11 protein-coding genes are annotated in these 16,731 nt (G+C 73.1%); 7 read left to right on the top strand and 4 right to left on the bottom strand.

What is annotated here, in order from left to right:
* The first annotated feature begins 238 nt into the window (after positions 1–238).
* Entirely contained in the window at positions 239–1,219 is a 981-nt protein-coding gene (locus ACWGDX_RS01665; protein ID WP_453621148.1) for a hydroxyacid dehydrogenase, read from the top strand.
* Positions 1,216–3,255: a DUF2264 domain-containing protein gene (locus tag ACWGDX_RS01660; protein WP_453621146.1), complete on the top strand. Its 2,040-nt coding sequence runs from the start codon at positions 1,216–1,218 to the stop codon at positions 3,253–3,255. The genes ACWGDX_RS01665 and ACWGDX_RS01660 overlap by 4 nt, the downstream gene beginning before the upstream one ends.
* Positions 3,256–3,353: 98 nt before the next feature.
* Here ACWGDX_RS01660 and ACWGDX_RS01655 read toward each other — a convergent pair whose 3' ends face one another.
* The gene (locus ACWGDX_RS01655) at positions 3,354–4,319 is read right to left on the bottom strand and encodes a quinone oxidoreductase family protein (RefSeq protein ID WP_453621144.1); all 966 of its coding nucleotides are present in this window, start codon (positions 4,317–4,319) and stop codon (positions 3,354–3,356) included.
* A gap of 160 nt (positions 4,320–4,479) precedes the next feature.
* Between ACWGDX_RS01655 and ACWGDX_RS01650 the strand changes: the two genes are divergently transcribed.
* Together ACWGDX_RS01650 and ACWGDX_RS01645 are read left to right on the top strand one after the other, a co-directional pair.
* Positions 4,480–5,076, top strand: a complete 597-nt coding sequence (locus ACWGDX_RS01650) for a TetR/AcrR family transcriptional regulator (protein WP_453621142.1) — start codon at positions 4,480–4,482, stop codon at positions 5,074–5,076.
* Between the two features lie 411 nt (positions 5,077–5,487).
* Positions 5,488–6,459, top strand: a complete 972-nt coding sequence (locus ACWGDX_RS01645; protein ID WP_453621140.1) for a nitroreductase/quinone reductase family protein — start codon at positions 5,488–5,490, stop codon at positions 6,457–6,459.
* Between the two features lie 11 nt (positions 6,460–6,470).
* Here ACWGDX_RS01645 and ACWGDX_RS01640 read toward each other — a convergent pair whose 3' ends face one another.
* Positions 6,471–7,118, bottom strand: a complete 648-nt coding sequence (locus ACWGDX_RS01640) for a histidine phosphatase family protein (RefSeq protein ID WP_453621138.1) — start codon at positions 7,116–7,118, stop codon at positions 6,471–6,473.
* Entirely contained in the window at positions 7,115–8,599 is a 1,485-nt protein-coding gene (locus ACWGDX_RS01635; RefSeq protein ID WP_453621136.1) for an FGGY-family carbohydrate kinase, read from the bottom strand. The genes ACWGDX_RS01640 and ACWGDX_RS01635 overlap by 4 nt, the downstream gene beginning before the upstream one ends.
* Before the next feature lie 379 nt (positions 8,600–8,978).
* Here ACWGDX_RS01635 and ACWGDX_RS01630 point away from each other — a divergent pair, with 379 nt between their 5' ends.
* From ACWGDX_RS01630 to ACWGDX_RS01620, 3 genes are all read left to right on the top strand, one after another.
* Positions 8,979–9,764 (top strand): DeoR/GlpR family DNA-binding transcription regulator, encoded by a 786-nt coding sequence (locus tag ACWGDX_RS01630; RefSeq protein WP_382851300.1) that lies wholly within the window; start codon positions 8,979–8,981, stop codon positions 9,762–9,764.
* 104 nt (positions 9,765–9,868) lie between these two features.
* A complete protein-coding gene (locus tag ACWGDX_RS01625; protein ID WP_453621134.1) occupies positions 9,869–10,885 on the top strand; it encodes a 2-hydroxyacid dehydrogenase in 1,017 nt (338 codons plus the stop codon).
* A gap of 46 nt (positions 10,886–10,931) precedes the next feature.
* Positions 10,932–12,383, top strand: a complete 1,452-nt coding sequence (locus ACWGDX_RS01620; protein ID WP_453621132.1) for an FGGY family carbohydrate kinase — start codon at positions 10,932–10,934, stop codon at positions 12,381–12,383.
* A gap of 38 nt (positions 12,384–12,421) precedes the next feature.
* Here the strand turns inward: ACWGDX_RS01620 and ACWGDX_RS01615 are convergent, their stop codons facing one another.
* Positions 12,422–16,636, bottom strand: a complete 4,215-nt coding sequence (locus ACWGDX_RS01615; protein ID WP_453621130.1) for a hypothetical protein — start codon at positions 16,634–16,636, stop codon at positions 12,422–12,424.
* Positions 16,637–16,731: the final 95 nt, after the last annotated feature.

Raw genomic sequence — 16,731 nt, 5'->3', positions numbered from 1 at the left:
CACGGGAGGCGCCCGTACCCGGCACTCCCGTATCAGGAGATCGAGTTCGTTGACCGCCGCACCGACCCCACGCCCCGCACAGCCCCACGCGGAGCCCCCGGCACAAGCTCCAGCCCCGGCACCGGCACCGGCACCGGCACAAGCTCCGGCACCGGCACCGGCACCAGCCCGGTCACCAGCCCCCGTACGGGCACCAGCCCCGGTACCGGCCGGGGCACGGCCGCGCGCCGCGCTCGCCATGGCACCGGATGTCGCGGACTCCGTCCTCGGCCCCGACGCGCTGACCGCCCTGCGCGCCGTGTGCGATCTGGCGCCACCGCCCGTCCTCGACGACTTCACCACCGACCGGGCCCGCGCCACGCTCGCGGACGTCGAACTCCTCGTCACCGGCTGGGGCTGCCCGCCCCTGGACGCGGCCGTCCTGGAGACGGCACCGCGGCTGCGCGCCGTCGTCCACACCGCGGGATCGGTCCGCGGCCATATCACCGAAGCCTGCTGGGAGCGCGGGATCGAGGTGTCCTCGGCCGCCGCGGCCAACGCCCTTCCGGTGGCGGAGTACACCGTCGCGATGATCCTGCTGTCCGGCAAACGCGCCCTGGAGCGCGCCCGCGACCACCGCGCCGCGCGCCGCCGCCCGGAGGCACCCCGTACCCCCGCCAAAGTGGGCAACTACGGCCGTACGGTGGGGATTCTGTCCGCCTCCCTGATCGGCCGGCGCGTCATCGAACTGCTGCGGCCCTACGATCTGCGGGTGCTGCTGCACGATCCGTACGTCGATGACGAGGAGGCCGCCGCGCTCGGCGTCCGGCGGGTGGAGCTGGGTGAACTGTTCGCGCTGAGCGACACCGTGAGCGTGCACACCCCGCTGCTGCCCGCGACCCGTGGTCTCGTCAGCCGTGAACTCCTGCTGTCGATGCGGCGGGACGGCGTTCTCATCAACACCGCGCGCGGCGCCGTCATCGATCAGGACGCCCTCGTCGACGTGCTCCGGGCGGAACGGATCCGGGCCGTCCTCGATGTCACGGATCCCGACGAGCTGCCGCCGGACCATCCGCTGTGGGAGTGCGGGAACGCCGTCATCACCCCGCATCTCGCCGGCTCGGAGGGCAATGAGCTGCGGCGGCTGGCCGATCTCGCCGTCGGTGAAGCCGCCCGCTGGGCCGCGGGCGACGGCTTCGCCCATCCCGTACGACGCGAAAGGCTGGCCTTTCTCGCATGAGCGCACCCCGCGAAGTCCGGGAAGTCCCCGGGTTCCCGCCGCCCGCCGAGAACCGTGCGCTGAGTCCCCTCACCGGCTACACCCGGGCGCACTGGGAGGCCACCGCCGACGGTCTGCTGCACGCCGCCTGGCAGTGGGCCACCCCCGGCCGCGCCCTGCTCGACCTGCCCGGCCGGCCCTCCGTCTCCGGTGTGCGGTCGGACGGTCTGGAGGGGTACGCCCGTACGTTCCTCGCCGCCGCCTTCCGGGTCGCGGGCGCGGGCGGCGAGGATCCGCACGGCTGGCTCGACCGGTACGCGGACGGGCTCGCGGCGGGGACCCGTACCCCCGGCCGGGACGACACCGAGTCCTGGCCGTACGTCCTCGGCCACGATGTGCGCGGGCAGCCGATGGTCGAGTCCGCGTCCGTCGCCATCGGGCTGCGGCTGACCAGGAAGTGGCTCTGGGACCGGCTGGATCCGGGGGTGCGGGACCGCGCCGAGGAGTGGCTGCGGGGCACGCTGCGGCACACCCCGGCCCCCAACAACTGGTATCTCTTCCCGTACACCGTCGCCGGATTCCTGGAGTCGGTGGGACGCGGCGACGCCGAGACGGCACGCGCGCGGGAGCGTGCGCTCGGTCTGCTGGAGGGGTGGTACCGAGGACAGGGCTGGTACGCCGACGGCGACGGGCGCGCCTTCGACCACTACAACGGCTGGGCGCTGCACTTCTATCCGGTGCTGGACGCCCATCTCGCGCGTCTCGACGCCGGTCCGCGCGACGCCCATGCCCTTGCGGCCCATCTCACCGACGGCGCCACGGAGCCGGACACGCGAACTCGTCTCGGCGCGCGGCTGCGTGAGCATCTGGAGAGTTTCTCGCTGCTGTTCGGCGCCGACGGCGCCCCCCTCCACTTCGGCCGCTCGCTCACCTACCGCTTCGCGGCCGGCACGGCAGTCGCCCTGGGCGCCGTCACCGGGCACACCCCGCTCGCTCCCGGTGTCTCGCGGCGGCTGCTGAACGGATCGCTGCGCTACTTCCTCGACCGGGGCGCCGTCGGCGCGGACGGTCTGCTCGGTCTGGGCTGGCACGGGCCCCATGTCCCGACGCTCCAGCGCTACTCGGGTCCCGCCTCGCCCTACTGGGCGTCCAAGGCCTTTGTCGCGCTGCTCGCGCCCCAGGACCATCCGCTGTGGACGGCCACCGAGGAACCCGCGCCCAGCGAAGGCCCCGACCGGGTGCTCTCCCTGCCCGCGCCGGGGCTGCTGATCCAGTCCACGGCGGCGGACGGGATCGTACGGCTGCACAACCACGGCAGCGACAACGTCCGGCCCCACGAGGGCGAGTCGGCGGCGGAGGACGACCCGCACTACGGCCGACAGGCCTACTCCACCAGGACGGGGCCCACCTCGCCGGAGAACATCGCGGACAACCACTTCGGCGTCGAGATCGCGGGGGTGGGCAGTGTGCGCCGCCGTATCCGCCCGCTGGGCGCCGGACACGGCGACGGCTGGGGCTGGGCCGCCTCCTGGCATCTGCCCGTCTTCGTGACCGGGCCGCCCGCGGCACCGGGACTGCGGGTCGAGAGCGTCACCGTGGTCAGGGGGCGGTACGAACTACGCGTACACCGTGTCGTCGGCGCCCCGCCCGGAACGCGCGTACGGCAGACGGGCTGGGCGACCGGCCCCGGCCCCGGCCCCGGTGACAGCACGGGCGAGGGGGCCGCGGGCGGCGACAGGGCCGAAGTCGGCGACGGCGTACGGTCCGCTCTGTTCGGGCTGTCCGGCTGGGAGTCGCCGGACGAGCCACGGGCACCGCAGGGTACGGCGTTCACACGCTGGGTACGGGTGCCCCGGCTGACCGCCGAGGCCGAGGGGACGGCCCTCTTCGCCGCCCTCGCCCTCCTCACCGCCGAGCCCGGCCCCGCCCCGCTGTCCGAGGTCGTGAGCGAGGTCCGTACACCGGGCGTCGACGGGAGCGCGATCGAGGTGACCTGGGCGGACGACGGCTCGACAACCCGCGTCGGTTTCGACCCGCTGACGGTCCACCACGGCTGAGGGCAGGACGGATCGGGGGACGGACCCAAGGGACGGGCCGGGAGAACCGGAGACCCGACGGGAGGCCCGGCGGCGCGGTGTACCGCGCTGCCGTGCGGCTACGGCAGGAGCAGCAGCTTGCCCGTGGTCGCGCGGGATTCGATGTCGCGGTGGGCCCGCGCGGCCTCGGCCAGTGGGTATCTCCCCCCGACGGGGACCTTGAGCTGTCCTGTCCCGACCAGTTCGAAGATCTCGGCCGTCCGGGCGAGCAGGGCCTCCCGCGTCGGGATGTGATCGCGGAAGACCGGGTAGCAGACCTTGACGCTCTTCGGCAGCTCGCGCATGGTCACGACCGGGGACTCGCCGATCAGCGGGCCGTAGTACAGCACGGTGCCGTGCCGGCGCGCCACCCTCAGAGAGGCGCGGAAGGTGGTCTCGCCACCGCCGTCGTAGACCTGGTGCACGCCCTCGCCGTCCGTCAGTGCCATGACGTCCTTCACGAACCGGTCGCCGGTGGACACCAGCACATGATCGGCGCCCGCCGCCCGTGCCACATCCGCCTTGGCCTCGCGGGAGACCAGACCGATGACCACACCGCCCCGGAGCTTGATCAGCCGGGTGAGCTGCTGGCCGAGACCGCCGGCCGCCGCGTGCACCAGGGTGATGTCACCCGGCCCCACCGGGGCGGCCTCGGTCACGAAGTGATGGGCGGTGAGGCCCTGCATCATGACGCCCGCCGCCATCTCGTCCGTCAGGGACTCGGGGACCGGTACGGCGCCGGCCGCCGGCAGCACGATCTGTTCGGCGTAGGAGCCGTAGGCGTACACCCAGGCGACCCGGTCACCGATGGCGAAGTCCGTCACACCCGCGCCGAGCGCGCTCACCCGCCCCGCTCCCTCGACACCGGGCACGAACGGCACCCCGACGCCCGGCGGGCCGAAACGGCGGCTGCCGGTGTCCATGAAGTTCACCCCCGCGACGGTGATGTCCACCCGTATCTCTCCGGCGCCCGGTACCGGGGACGGCCGCTCCGCCGGCCTCAGCACCTCGGGACCGCCCAGTTCCTCGACGACAATCGCGCGCATCGCCCGCGCCCCTCTCTTCGGTCAGGTCTTCCTGTCGGCCCTCGGCCGGCTCTCCGGCCGGTCTTCAGCCGGTCTCCGGTCGACAGCCCCACCATCGCGCGCTTAAAATAGACCGGCAAGTCCAGAATCATGGTTTCCGGAAGCCGGAAGGACGGCCGACATGGCGAGGACGCTGACCGCCAAGGGGGCCGCGACCCGGCAGCGGATCATCGACGGCGCGGCGGCCGAGATCCGTGACCGCGGGGTGCTGACCACCACGCTCGACGACGTCTGCCGCAGGACCGCCACCAGCAAGGGCCAGCTCTTCCACTACTTCCCGGACGGCCGGGAGCAGCTTCTGCTCGCCGTCGCCGAGCAGGAGGCCGAGCGTGTGCTGGAGGACCAGCAGCCGCATCTCGGCCGGCTGACCACCTGGGACGCGTGGCAGGCCTGGCGGGACGCGGTCGTACGCCGCTATCAGCGACAGGGGATGAACTGCCCCCTGGGTGTGCTGATCACCGAGCTGGGGCGCAGCACGCCCGCCGCGCAGGCGGTGACCGTGCGGCTCATCGAGCAGTGGCAGCACGAACTGCACGTGGGCATCGCCGGGATGCAGCGGAGCGGCCATATCTCGGCGGACCTCGACGCCGGACGCACCGCCGCCGCGATCGTCGCGGCCATCCAGGGCGGTGTCACCATCCTGATGTCCACCGGCGGCAGCACGCATCTGGAGGCCGCGCTGGACACCTCGCTGCTCTTCCTCCGCCTCGCGCGCTGACCGCACTGGCCGCACTGACCGCGCCGGCCCCAGTGACCGCGCCGGCCGACCGTGTCGGCGGAGAGCGACGTTGACAGAGCGCGGGCGGGCTGGCTGTAATGGGACGCGTGTCGCGTGACACCGGTCGAAGAGCAGTGGGCGGACCGGCGGTTGGGCGGACACCTGTCAGCAAGGAACGACTCCATGAGCGCACACTCCACCAGCCTCGTCTGATGTGAGCCGCCGCCGCGCGCTGGACGCCGCCGCGCGTTCCTTGCCCCCCTCTCCGTCCTTCGTGGTGCCCCGCACCGCCGTGTGACGTCCTGAGTTCCTTCCTCCGGGCGAGGTCCGTATGTGGTGCGCGGTCAGCCGCCCTCACCACCCCCGCCGCCGTCACCGCGGCCCCACACACGTCCGGAGAGCCGACGCCGTATGCCCATGTCCTCCCCTCATCTGTCCTTCAACCAATCGATCATCGACGAGTTCCGGGCCAACGCGGGAAAGGTCGGTGGCCCCTTCGAGGGCGGCGATCTCCTCCTGCTGACCACCACCGGCGCCCGGTCCGCGACGGAGCACACCGTTCCGCTCGGCTTCGTCCGCGCCGACGGCCTGCTGCTGGTCGTCGGTTCCGCCGGTGGAGCGGACCGTCATCCCGCCTGGTATCACAACCTCCTCGCCCGTCCCATGGTGCGGGTGGAGATCGGCACCGAGGTGTTCGAGGCGATCGCGGTCCCCGCCGAGGGCGCACGGCGCGAGCCGCTGTTCGAGCAGATCGTCCGCGCGGCGCCCGGATACGGTGACTACCAGGCCCGTACCGCCCGGATCCTGCCGGTCGTCGCGCTGGAACGGTCCGGTCCCGAGCCCGGGGAGGGTCCGGAACTGGTCGTCGACCTGGCCGGCAAGCTCCGGGAGATCCACACCTGGCTGCGCGCGCAGTTGCGGCAGGTACGGGCAGAGGCCGATGCCCACTTCGCCGGCGCCGGAACCGGCGCGGATACCGGGACCGGCCAAGGCACCGGAACCGGCCACCGGATCGGTCTGGGGCTCCAGCTCCGGCAGCACTGTCTGGCCTTCTGCCAGTCCCTGGAGTTCCATCACCGCAGCGAGGACGCGCACATGTTCCCCGGACTCGCACGTCACTACCCGCAGCTGCGCGATGTCTTCGACCGGCTCGGCGAGGAGCACCGTACGCTCGCACGCGTCCAGGCCGAACTGCTCACCCTGCTCGGCGGGATCGGTACGGCCGACCCACGGCGGTTCCGTGCCGAACTGGACCGGATGACAAGGGAGTTGCACGACCATCTCGACCGCGAGGAGGAGTCGCTGCTCCCGCTCCTGGCCGGCATCCCACTGCCGCCCCCGCCCGGCACAACGTCCGGCACGACGTCCGGCACCGCCGGGTGACCGGATCCCCCCTACGGCGTCGGCACGTTGTACGACATCAGGGCCACCTGCCCCGATGACACCCGCAGTTCGGTGATCGCGCAATTGCGCATCCCCGGGAGCACCCGGCGGTACTCGCTCCCGGGGATACCGAGCAGCCGGCACAGCACCAGCCGGAACAGGGTGTTGTGCGCGACGGCCAGGACCCGGCGGCCCTGATGGGTCCCGGCCAGCCGCAGCAGCGCGGCGGCGCCCCGGGCGGCGGCGGCCTCCGGGTCCTCGCCGCCCGGCAGCGGACACGCGGCCGGGTCACGGCGGAAGTCCGCGACCTCCCGTGGATACGCCACTTCGAGTTCGGCGATGGTCCGGCCCTCGGCGACCCCGAAGTCCAGCTCGGTCAGGTCGGGTTCGACGACGGCGTCCAGACCCGTGGCGCGGACGGCGGGTCCGGCGGTGCGGCGGGCCCGTGAGAGCGGTGAGGTCACGATCGCGTCAAGGCGGGCGCCCGCCGCCCAGACACCGAGTCCTTCGGCCTGCTCGACACCGCGCGGGGTCAGCCCGATGTCGCTGATCCCGGCGTAGCGGTTCTCGTCGTGCCAGACGCTCTCCCCGTGCCGGGCCAGGAAGAGGGCCGTGGAAACGGGAGATGCCGCGGGCCCGGGAGATATCGACGCCGTCATCCGTGCTCCCGTGCGTAGGCGGCCGTCGCCGGGGGCAGCCAGCCGCGCCGTTCGAGCGCGTCCACCAGATTGACGAAGGGCCCGGCGAAGCGCGCGCTGATCCTCGGCCGCGGATCGAGGATCGTCCGTACCCGGACCATGCCCCGTACGGCGGACAGCGACGAGGGCTCGCCGCCCGACCGCACACCGTGCGCCGCGAGCACCGCCATCCCGAGCGCGGAGTCCGTGTGTTCGGGGACCGTCGCGGTGAGCCCGAGGACGTCCGCGCGGAGCTGGTTCCAGTACGGGCTGCTCGTGGCGCCGCCGGTGAACGCGATCGGCGACTGGGCCGGGGCGCCCAGAAAACGGATATAGGCGAGACAGAGCCGTTCGACCAGTGCCACGCCCTGGAGCAGCGCGGCATAGCGATCGCCGTCGTCGGCGGGCCTGCCCAGTACGAAGGGTTCGGCGTCCGCCGCCAGGAACGGGAAGCGTTCCCCGCGCGAGACGAGGGGATACGCGACGACGCTCGCCGGCTCGTGCTCGGCGGCGAGCCGGTCGAGCCGGTCGAGGTCCGCCCCGGGGAAGGCCCGGGTCAGGGCGCCCGCGCCGACACTGGAGGCGCCGCCGGGCAGCCAGTGTCCGTCCGGTGAGCGGTGGTTGTAGAGCACCCCGGCGGGATCGTGGAGCGGGTCCTCGGTGACGCCCTTGAGGACGAGGGTGGTGCCGAGGACGGTGTTCCACTGTCCGACGCCCCAGGCCCCGGAGCCGAGTTGGGCCGCGCACCCGTCGGTCATCCCCGCGATGACCGGAGTGCCCTCGGCCAGCCCCGTACCGGCCGCCGCCTCCTCGCACACCGTACCGATCCTGGTGCCCGGGGCCACCACGTCGGGGAAGTCGAGAAGGGACAGTCCGAGCCGGTCGTGGACGGCCGTGGGCCAGGTACGGGTGTGCAGGTCGTAGCCGGTCTTGAGGGCATGGCTGGAGTCGGCCGGCACGGGACGCCCGACCAGCCGGGTGGTGATGAAGTCGGACTGGTGGCAGACGCGCGCGCCCTTGAGCCCGGACCCGGCGCCGTCCCGCCGTCCCTCGCGCTCGGCGCGGGTGAGCCAGAGGAGTTTGGCGAGGGCCCAGGTCGGCTGGATGCGATGGCCGAGTGTGCGCCACACCTCCGCGCCGGCCTCCTGCGCCTCCCGTGCCTCGCTCGCCGCCCTGCCGTCGTCGTACATCAGCGCGGGCGTCAGGGGGGTCCCCCGGGAGTCGGTCAGCAGCACGGTGCCCGAGGTGGCGCACACCGCGACTCCCCGTACGCGCGCGGCGGAGAGCGTACGCAGGGTCCGGCGGACGGCGGCGCGGGTGCTCTCCCACCAGTCGGACGGGAGCTGTTCATGGCGGTTGCCGTCGCGCCGGCCGGTGAGCGGGGCCGAGCCGCGGCCCAGTACGTGTCCGTCGTCGGTGACGGCCAGGGCACGCACGCTCTGCGTCCCCAGGTCGATCCCCATCCACACGTCCTTGTGGCGTGCGTCCGTCACAGATTCCCGCCTTCCACGTCCCGTCGCCTGCCGGTCGTCTTCTCGTCGCCCGCTGGTGATCTCACGATGCTTTTCACACGGTGACCACGATGGTGCACCAGGGGGCGCGCACGGGGGTCCACAGGACCCGGATTCCCTTGTCTCACCTGGTGAGGACAGTGGGACGGCAGCGGACAGCACCGGTCGACGGGTTGACCCGATCGCCGCCCGTGGTGAACACTGCCGAACGGTACATCAACAATCTATGTTATATCCTCAGAGCTTCATGTTATTGATGAGGTGTCTCGGGCGGAGGAGCACACACGTCCTCACCTGTCCCGTGCACGACGGATCGGAACAGGACCGGGGAATGTCACAGGACAAGAGCCAGCGGGGCCCCATACAGCGGCGCCGGGAGATCTCCGACCATGTGCTGACCGAGGGGTCGGCATCGGCGGCGGACCTGGCGGAGCGGTTCGGTGTGAGTCCGATGACGATCTACCGGGACATCGACGAGCTCGAACGCGAAGGTGTGGTACGCAAGTTCCGGGGCGGGGTCACCGCGCAGCCCTCCGGGGTGTTCGAGAGCAATGTGGCCTACCGCAAGAATTCGATGCGGGCGGAGAAGGAGGCACTCGCCGCGAAGGCCGTCACCCTCATCGAACCCGGGATGTCCGTGATGATCGACGACTCGACCACCGCGCTCGAACTGGCCAGGCTCCTCCCCCGTATCGAGCCGCTGACCGTCGTCACCAACTTCCTCGAAGCGCTGAATCTGCTGGCCGACGAGCGCGGTCTCCATCTGATGGCCCTGGGCGGCGACTACGACCCGCTGCACGACTCCTTCCTCGGGGTGCCGTGCGTGGAGGCCGTCGAGGCGCTGCGGGTGGATCTCTGCTTCGTGTCCACCTCGTCCGTGTACGGCGACTACGCCTTCCATCAGGAACAGCGCATAGTCGCGGTCAAACGCGCGATGCTGAAGTCCGCCGGGCGCACGGTGCTGATGATCGACCACTCCAAGCTCACCCGCACCGCGCTGCACCGGCTGGCCCCGCTCTCCACCTTCGATCTGGTACTGGTCGACGACCGCACACCGCCGGAGGCCCTGCGGGCCCTCGACGAGAGCGGTGTCCGGTACGAACTCGCCCCGACCTGAGGGCCCCTGGCCTTCCCTTGAGGGCCCCTGGCCTCCCCGCCCCCACGCTTCCCCCTCCGCACTCCCCACCCCTGGGCCGATCCACCGCCAAGGAGACCTGGCCGATGAGAATCCTCGCCGCGGGCGACCACTTCGTCACCCCCGAACTGCTCACCCGGGAGCTGACGGCCGAGATCGGCACCGCTCACACGATCGACGGGATGCGCCTGCCCTGGCCCCTCACCCCCTTCGGGCCGGTCGCCGAGGTGGACGAGGCGTCGGGTGACGAGGAGACACTCCTCGCGGCGCTCGACGGGGCACGGATCTGCGTGACCCAGATGGCACCGGTGACCGGAAAGGTCCTCGACGGGTCACCGGATCTGCGGCTGGTGGTCGTCGGCCGGGGCGGGCCCGTCAATGTCGATCTGGACGCGGCGAAGGAGCACGGCGTCCAGGTCTGCAACACCCCCGGACGCAATGCCGCCGCCACCGCCGAGTACACCGTCGGACTGCTGCTCGCCACGATGCGCCGTATCCCGGAGACCTCGGCGGCGCTCGCCGAGGGGCGCTGGGCGGGCGAGTTCTACACGTACGGCAACTGCGGACCCGGTCTCGCCGGCGCGACCGTCGGACTGATCGGCTGCGGCGCGGTCGGCAGCCGGGTGGCGCGAGCCCTGACCGCCCTCGGCTCGGACGTCCTGGTGTACGACCCCTACGCCGACCCGGACGCCCTGCGCGAGGTGGGCACACCCGTCACGGGTCTGGAGGAGCTGCTGCGCCGGTCCGCCGTCGTCTCGCTGCACGCGCGGCTGACACCCGAGACGCGCGGACTGCTCGGCGCCCGGGAACTCGCCCTGCTCCCCGACGGCGCGGTCGTGGTCAACTGCGCGCGTGGCGCTCTCCTGGACGAGGACGCCCTGTGCGACGCCCTGGAGTCGGGCCGGCTCGCCGCGGCCGGACTCGATGTGTTCGCCGTGGAGCCCCCGCCGCCCGGCTCCCGGCTGCGCTCGGCCCCCCGGCTGGTGATGACGCCCCATCTGGCGGGCGCGAACAAGTCGGTCGCGCACAACGCGGCACGCGTCGCCGCCGCCGAGGTCGGCCGGTTTCTGCGTGGCGAACCGCTCGCCCACCGTGTCGTCTGAGGAGAACGCCGTCCGCACGTCCATCAGTCGGGGAAGGGGCTGCACAGTGTTCGTCGGCCTGGACATGGGAACCTCGGTCGCGAAGGCGGCGGCCTTCGACGAGGACGGCACCGCGCTGCGCGTGGAGTCGACACCGATCTCGCTCGGCGGGCGCGGTGACCGGGTGGAGCAGAGCGTCGAAGAGGTCGTACGGGCCGCCTCCCGTGTCCTGGGAGCGGTGACCGAGGGCCGGGCGCCCGCACTGGTCGCCCTCACCGGCCAGGGCGACGGGCTGTGGCTGGTCGACGCCGGGGGACGGCCCGTACGCCCCGCGCTGTCGTGGATGGACGGCCGGGCCGGTGATCTCGTCGCGGGCTGGATGGCCGACGGTACGGCGGAGCGGCTCTACCGCCGCACCGGCAATGTCCTCTTCCCCGGCTCCCCCGGCCCCCTCATGGCCTGGCTCGACCGCAACGAACCGGAGTCCCTGGACGCCGCCACCACCGCCGCGTGCTGCAAGGACGTCCTCCATCTCCGGCTCACCGGCGAGCGCGGCACCGATCTCTCCGACGCGTCGGTGCCCTTCCTCGATCCCCGCACCCGTACCTACTCCCCCGAGGTGCTGGCGGCCCTCGGACTCGGACACCGCGCGGATCTGCTGCCCCCGATCGCGGCGGACCTGCCGTACGGAGAGGCCACCGGCCGTACCCCCGGACTGGCCCAGGGGACCCCGGTCAGCTCCGGTCCGTACGATCTGCCCGCGTGCGCGATCGGCGCGGGCGTGACCGAACCGGGTGACGGACTGCTCATCGTCGGTACGACCCTGGCGTGCGAGGTCGTGGTGGAACGGGTCGCGCTGGACGAGGACCCGGTCGGATTCCATCTCGCCACGGCCCGGCCCGACCGCCATCTGCGGGCCCTGCCCGCGATGACCGGGACCGTCGCGCTCGACTGGGTGCTCGGTCTCACCGGCACCTCCCACGAACAGGTCTCGGGGCTGCTGGACACGACCCCGCGCGGGGCCCACGGCGTGGCCGCGCTGCCCTATCTGTCGCCCTCCGGCGAACGCGCGCCCTTTGTGGACCCCACCGCGCGGGCGGAGTTCACGGGCCTCGATCTGCGGGCGTCGCGCGCCGATCTGGTACGGGGCATGTGCGAGGCGATCGCCTTCGCGGCCCGGCACTGTCTGGAGGCCGCGGGGCTCACTGGCGAACTGGCCGTCTGCGGCGGCGGCGCGCGCAGTCTGGCGTGGCTGCGGGTCTTCGCCGATGTGCTCGGCCGTCCGCTGCGGGTCGCCCGTGGACCGGAACCGGGCGCGCGGGGGGCGGTGCTGGCCGCGGTCGCGGCTCAGGGCGCGGAGTTCGGACCCGGCCTGGACACCGCCGCGTGGACCGCGCCGGACACGGTGGTGGACCCGGATCCGGCAGGGGTGGAGTTCTACGAACAGGCCTACGCCGACTATCTGTTCAGGGTGGAGAGCGCGCGGGAGCGGTGGCGGGGGCCGACGGAGGGGAGTTGACCGGCTCCGCACGCCGCCGTGTTCCGGGCTCCGGGTGCTCAGTGTCCGCCCCCGTCCTCGCTCCCCGTGGAACCGAGCAGCAGCCGTACGGGACCCATCAGACCCGTGACCCGCTGTCCGGGGAAGACGAAGTGGGTCGGGCTCGTCGCGTCCAGGTGCGGTGCGAGCGTGCCGAAGACGGTGATCTCGATCTCCTGGGCGCCGGGTCCGACCAGCCCCGTGACATCGAAGACATACGGGGCGCACACCCGCACCCCGGCCGCGACACCGCCGATCCGTACCTCCGCCGTGCCGCGTACCCGGCCGAGATCGAGAGAGACCCGCCGCTCGGCGGGGCCGCCTGCCTCGTCGCCCATGGCCTCGGCGGGCACCGTGACCACACGGCGGTAGCGCACTCCCCCGCTGTACTCGGCGAGGCCCCGCGCCTCCCAGTCGCCCGTCCGGATCAGCCCGGGGCCGACCTCGCAGCGCAGGGGACCGGCCAGGGCGGCGCCGCCCTGACGGCCGGGACGGGTCACCACGCGCAGGGCGGCGGTGCGTGGTCCGGAGGGGCCGTCGGCCGGCAGATCGACGGTCACCGTGCGCACGCCGTCGGCGCCGGTACGGCCGGTCGTCGCCGGGTGCTCGTGGCCGTCCACGAACACGCTTGTCCCGCCGTACGCGCTCACCGTCAACCGGAGCGTGCCGGGGGGCAGTTCGCACCACAGCCACTCCGTCCCCGCGACGGCTCCCGGGACCGCGAAGCCGACCGGGACCACCGTGCCGTCGTCGGCGTCCGGGTCCAGCCAGGCGGCGCCGGGCAGGGGGTGCGGCCTGCGCCGCAGATACAGCGCGGCCGGGTCCCCGATCTGCCGGCGGCGCACCGCGACCGGCGTCCGTCCGCCACCGCGCCCGTCCCCGCCCACGTCCTCGCCACCGCGCTCGGCCCACCAGGTGGCGTCGCTGTGCGTGGCCGCGACCACGCGGTCGTGGTCGTCGTACAGCACCGCGTCCACCAGGACGGCCGGATCGGCGCCGTCGGCGCTCTCCACGGTGATCTCGTTGTCCCCGGCGCGCAGAGCCGCCGCCACCTCGTGCCGCCGTACGCGCGGCACGGCGTGTTCGGCGTACGGGTCGAAGCCGCCCTGCCTGCCCATGACATGGCCGTTGACACGCAGGACACACCGTCCGCGCGCCGCGACCTGGACGACGGCCCGGCTCGGCACCGCCGCGAGGGTCAGGGTCGTACCCACGGTGGCCCGCCCATCGCCGGTCTCCGCGCGGGGACCGTCCGCGAGGGGACCGTCCGCGAGGATCCACTCGGGACGCCGACAGCGTTCCGGGTCCCGGACGAGCGCGATGTGCGCGCGCAGATCGCCGTCCTGATCGGGCGTCAGGTCCAGTTCGAGGAGATGGCGGCCCGCGGCCAGCCGGACCGGTCCCATGGCGAGATGGCCTCCGCCGTCCAGCTCCACACGCGCACCGCCGAGCCTGGCCGCCTTCGCCGCCGCCGCCCCGACCGCGAGATATCCGTCGAAGTCCTCGTCCAGCAGCAGATCGGACCGTACGCGTGCCGTCGCCCCGGCGGCCGTCGGACCGACAAGGACGAACTCCTCCGGCACATGGCCCTTGGGTCCGAGGACCTCGCGGTGGACCGGATCCTTGTGGATACCCCGGCTGTCGGACCACGAGAGGGTGGACCGGAGGCCGCCGTCCGCGCCCAGCACGACCGCGCGCGGCCCGAACGTCGCGTGGACCGGCGGCCCGTCCGGACCTTCGGCGCCGCCCTGCCGGAAGGTACGGCACTCGGTGACCGCCGTGGCACCGGGCGGCCCGGCAGTCGGGCCGGTCACGGGCCGGGTGAAGTCGCCCCAGGTGTTGTCGAGGGTCGGTACGAGCGTCATCTCCCACTCCGCGTCCGCCGGGATCTCGACCGTCGGGATCACGGCCGCCGTACGGAAGGGCCCCGGCGCGGTCACCGGCCCGGTCCCGGGCTGTCCCTCGGACCCCGGGGTCCATGAGCCGCGCGCGGGAAGGACCAGCACCGCCGCGGGTCCGGTGTCGAAGGGCACCTCGATGTCCACGGCCCGTGGCTCGTCCTCGGCCTGCCGGACCGGCAGCGTACGCGGCGGACCGCCGAACGGATCAAGCAGTACGGCCGGGCCCCCGGTGCCGAGGACCCGCACCCGCGCGGTGCGCGCGTACCGGTCGGGGTCGAAGTCGTAGCGCGCGTCGAGCCAGCCGAGCGCGGCGCCTCGCGCGTCGGGGGCGGCGACGGCCGCGCGGGTCGCACGGGGGGACGCGGCGGTCAGGAACACCACCGTGGCGTCGTCCACCCGGCGCGCCAGCGCGGGCACCGACGCCCGGACGGCCGGACGGGACGCGGTAAAAGACGGGCGGGGCGCGGTGAGCGCCTGGCCCAGATCCGCCGCCGACGGTACGAAGACGGCCCTCCCCTCGGCGAAGCACGCGCGCAGTTCGTCCCGCACCTTGTCCAGGGTCGCCGCGTCGTCGGGGCCGACGACCTGTTCGGGAAGGGCGCCCAGCGCGATCAGACCGCCACCGGCGGAGGCGAACTCGACCAGCCTTCGCGCGGTGTCCTGTTCGAGCACCGTGCACGCGGGCAGCACGATCGTCGCGTAGCGCTCGTCCGCGACACACAGGCGTACGGCATTATCACCGTCACCCGCGCCCTCATGGACGCCTTCGCCCCGGTCCTCCCGTACCCGGGCGCGCGCGACCGACTCGTCGTCGATCACATCGGCGTCGAGACCCAGCCGGTCGAACACCCCGGGCCGGCTGTGGAACCAGGTCATGTCCCCGACGAGTTCGAGATAGACCGCCTGCGCCCCGGCAGCCGCCTCGGAGACACCGTCGAGGGCCGTACCCGCCTGCGCCGTGGTGGTGGGCAGCAGGATCGCGGTGTCGCAGAGATGGCGGCCGAGACTCAGCACGGCGCACAGCCGGGTCACGGCGTCCGCGAAGACACGGTGGTGACGCCAGTACGGCTGACGCCAGTCGGTGCCCGGAGGTGCCCACTCCCACCAGCCGCCCTTGGTCGTGTAGTAGACGGCGTGCGGGTTGTAGAGGGTCGCGCCGGCCCGGAGCCAGGGCAGCAGCCAGTCGAACGTCTCCTCCAGCGTGCCGCCCCAGCCGGTGGAGTGGAAGGCCTCGATCCAGGTCCGGGGCCTGCCGTAGAGATGCGCGAGCGAGGAGTGGATACGGGCGTCGCCGTGGTGGTCGGAGCCGGGCGCGGAGAACCAGCGGTGGGTACGGGCATAGTCCGCGTACAGCTCGACACCGCCGACGGGGTGTCCCGCGCGGGCGGGATCCTGCTGGTCGCAGCCGGCCAGCAGACCGTGGCGCTCGTGCCAGGCGGCGAGGGGCCGGAAGAACGCCTCCTCGGCCAGTTCGGCGCGGGTGAGGTGGTAGTCACGCCGGACGCGGGCGGTGTCCGGGCGCGCGCCGTCCTCGTACAGCGCGTCCAGACACTCGGTGAGGTCGTAACCGCGCAGCCGCAGAAAGGCGTCGGCGAACCCGGTCGACCAGGTCGGCAGGGTCGGCAGCTCGTCCTGGAACGACCCGGCGACCACCGTGCCCAGCCGGTCCCCGAGTCGTCGTTCGAACGCGCCGTGCACCCGGTCGAGCAGTGCCGCGCAGGCGTCCTTGCCGAGATAGTCGAAGCCCAGGGGCACCTGGTGATGGAGCGTCAGGCGCCATCGTCCTGGACCCGGCGCCCGTACGGTCCGGCCGTCCAGGGGGAGGGGGACGGTGGGTCCCGTGGGCCGGCCGTCGCCGTCGAGCCGTACGGCGCTGCCCGCGAGGGGCTGTCCGTGCGCGGGGCAGCGCAGTTCTCCGCCGCCGTCGGTCGCCGTACGCACGCGTTCGAGCCGGCGGCCCGCGTGGGCCGGCTCCTCGTCGACGAGCCGTGCCTGGAGATCGGCCCCGGAGAAGCCGAGCTGGTCGTAGAACCAGAGGCGGACCCCGAGCGCGTGCGCGTCGTCGCAGACGCCTTCGAGCAGGGTCCACCACTCCTCGGACATGAACGGCGGATCGTCGGCGTCGGAGCCGAACAGCGGTCCCGACGGCGCGAGATTGAGGAGTACGAGGTTGAACACCCCGCCCTCCGCGAGGCGTTCGAGCTGGGCGCGCAGCCGCGCGCGGTCGAGCCGTTCCCCGCTCCACCACCAGATGGCGGTGGGTGAGAAGGCGCGCGGCGGATCGGCCAGCACCGCCTCGATGTCCTCGGGGAGCTTTCCGTGCGCCATGACCATGTTCTCGTTCCTTCGAAAGCCCCCGTCCGGAATCCCCCCGATCCCCCCTCTCCCCGGCCCCTCTCTTCGGCCTCTCCGGCCTCTTCGGCCTCTTC

The sequence above is a fragment of the Streptomyces sp. NPDC055025 genome, from assembly GCF_053608565.1.
Note: the sequence above shows the minus strand (reverse complement) of the source record. Positions and strands in the feature narration are given on the sequence as shown.

Coding starts and splice junctions, on each gene's coding strand:
- ACWGDX_RS01660 (WP_453621146.1), top strand. CDS start 1,216: ATGAGCGCACCCCGCGAAGTCCGGGAAGTCCCCGGGTTCCCGCCGCCC.
- ACWGDX_RS01655 (WP_453621144.1), bottom strand. CDS start 4,319: ATGCGCGCGATTGTCGTCGAGGAACTGGGCGGTCCCGAGGTGCTGAGG.
- ACWGDX_RS01625 (WP_453621134.1), top strand. CDS start 9,869: ATGAGAATCCTCGCCGCGGGCGACCACTTCGTCACCCCCGAACTGCTC.
- ACWGDX_RS01665 (WP_453621148.1), top strand. CDS start 239: ATGGCACCGGATGTCGCGGACTCCGTCCTCGGCCCCGACGCGCTGACC.
- ACWGDX_RS01630 (WP_382851300.1), top strand. CDS start 8,979: ATGTCACAGGACAAGAGCCAGCGGGGCCCCATACAGCGGCGCCGGGAG.
- ACWGDX_RS01640 (WP_453621138.1), bottom strand. CDS start 7,118: ATGACGGCGTCGATATCTCCCGGGCCCGCGGCATCTCCCGTTTCCACG.
- ACWGDX_RS01635 (WP_453621136.1), bottom strand. CDS start 8,599: ATGGGGATCGACCTGGGGACGCAGAGCGTGCGTGCCCTGGCCGTCACC.
- ACWGDX_RS01650 (WP_453621142.1), top strand. CDS start 4,480: ATGGCGAGGACGCTGACCGCCAAGGGGGCCGCGACCCGGCAGCGGATC.
- ACWGDX_RS01615 (WP_453621130.1), bottom strand. CDS start 16,636: ATGGTCATGGCGCACGGAAAGCTCCCCGAGGACATCGAGGCGGTGCTG.
- ACWGDX_RS01645 (WP_453621140.1), top strand. CDS start 5,488: ATGCCCATGTCCTCCCCTCATCTGTCCTTCAACCAATCGATCATCGAC.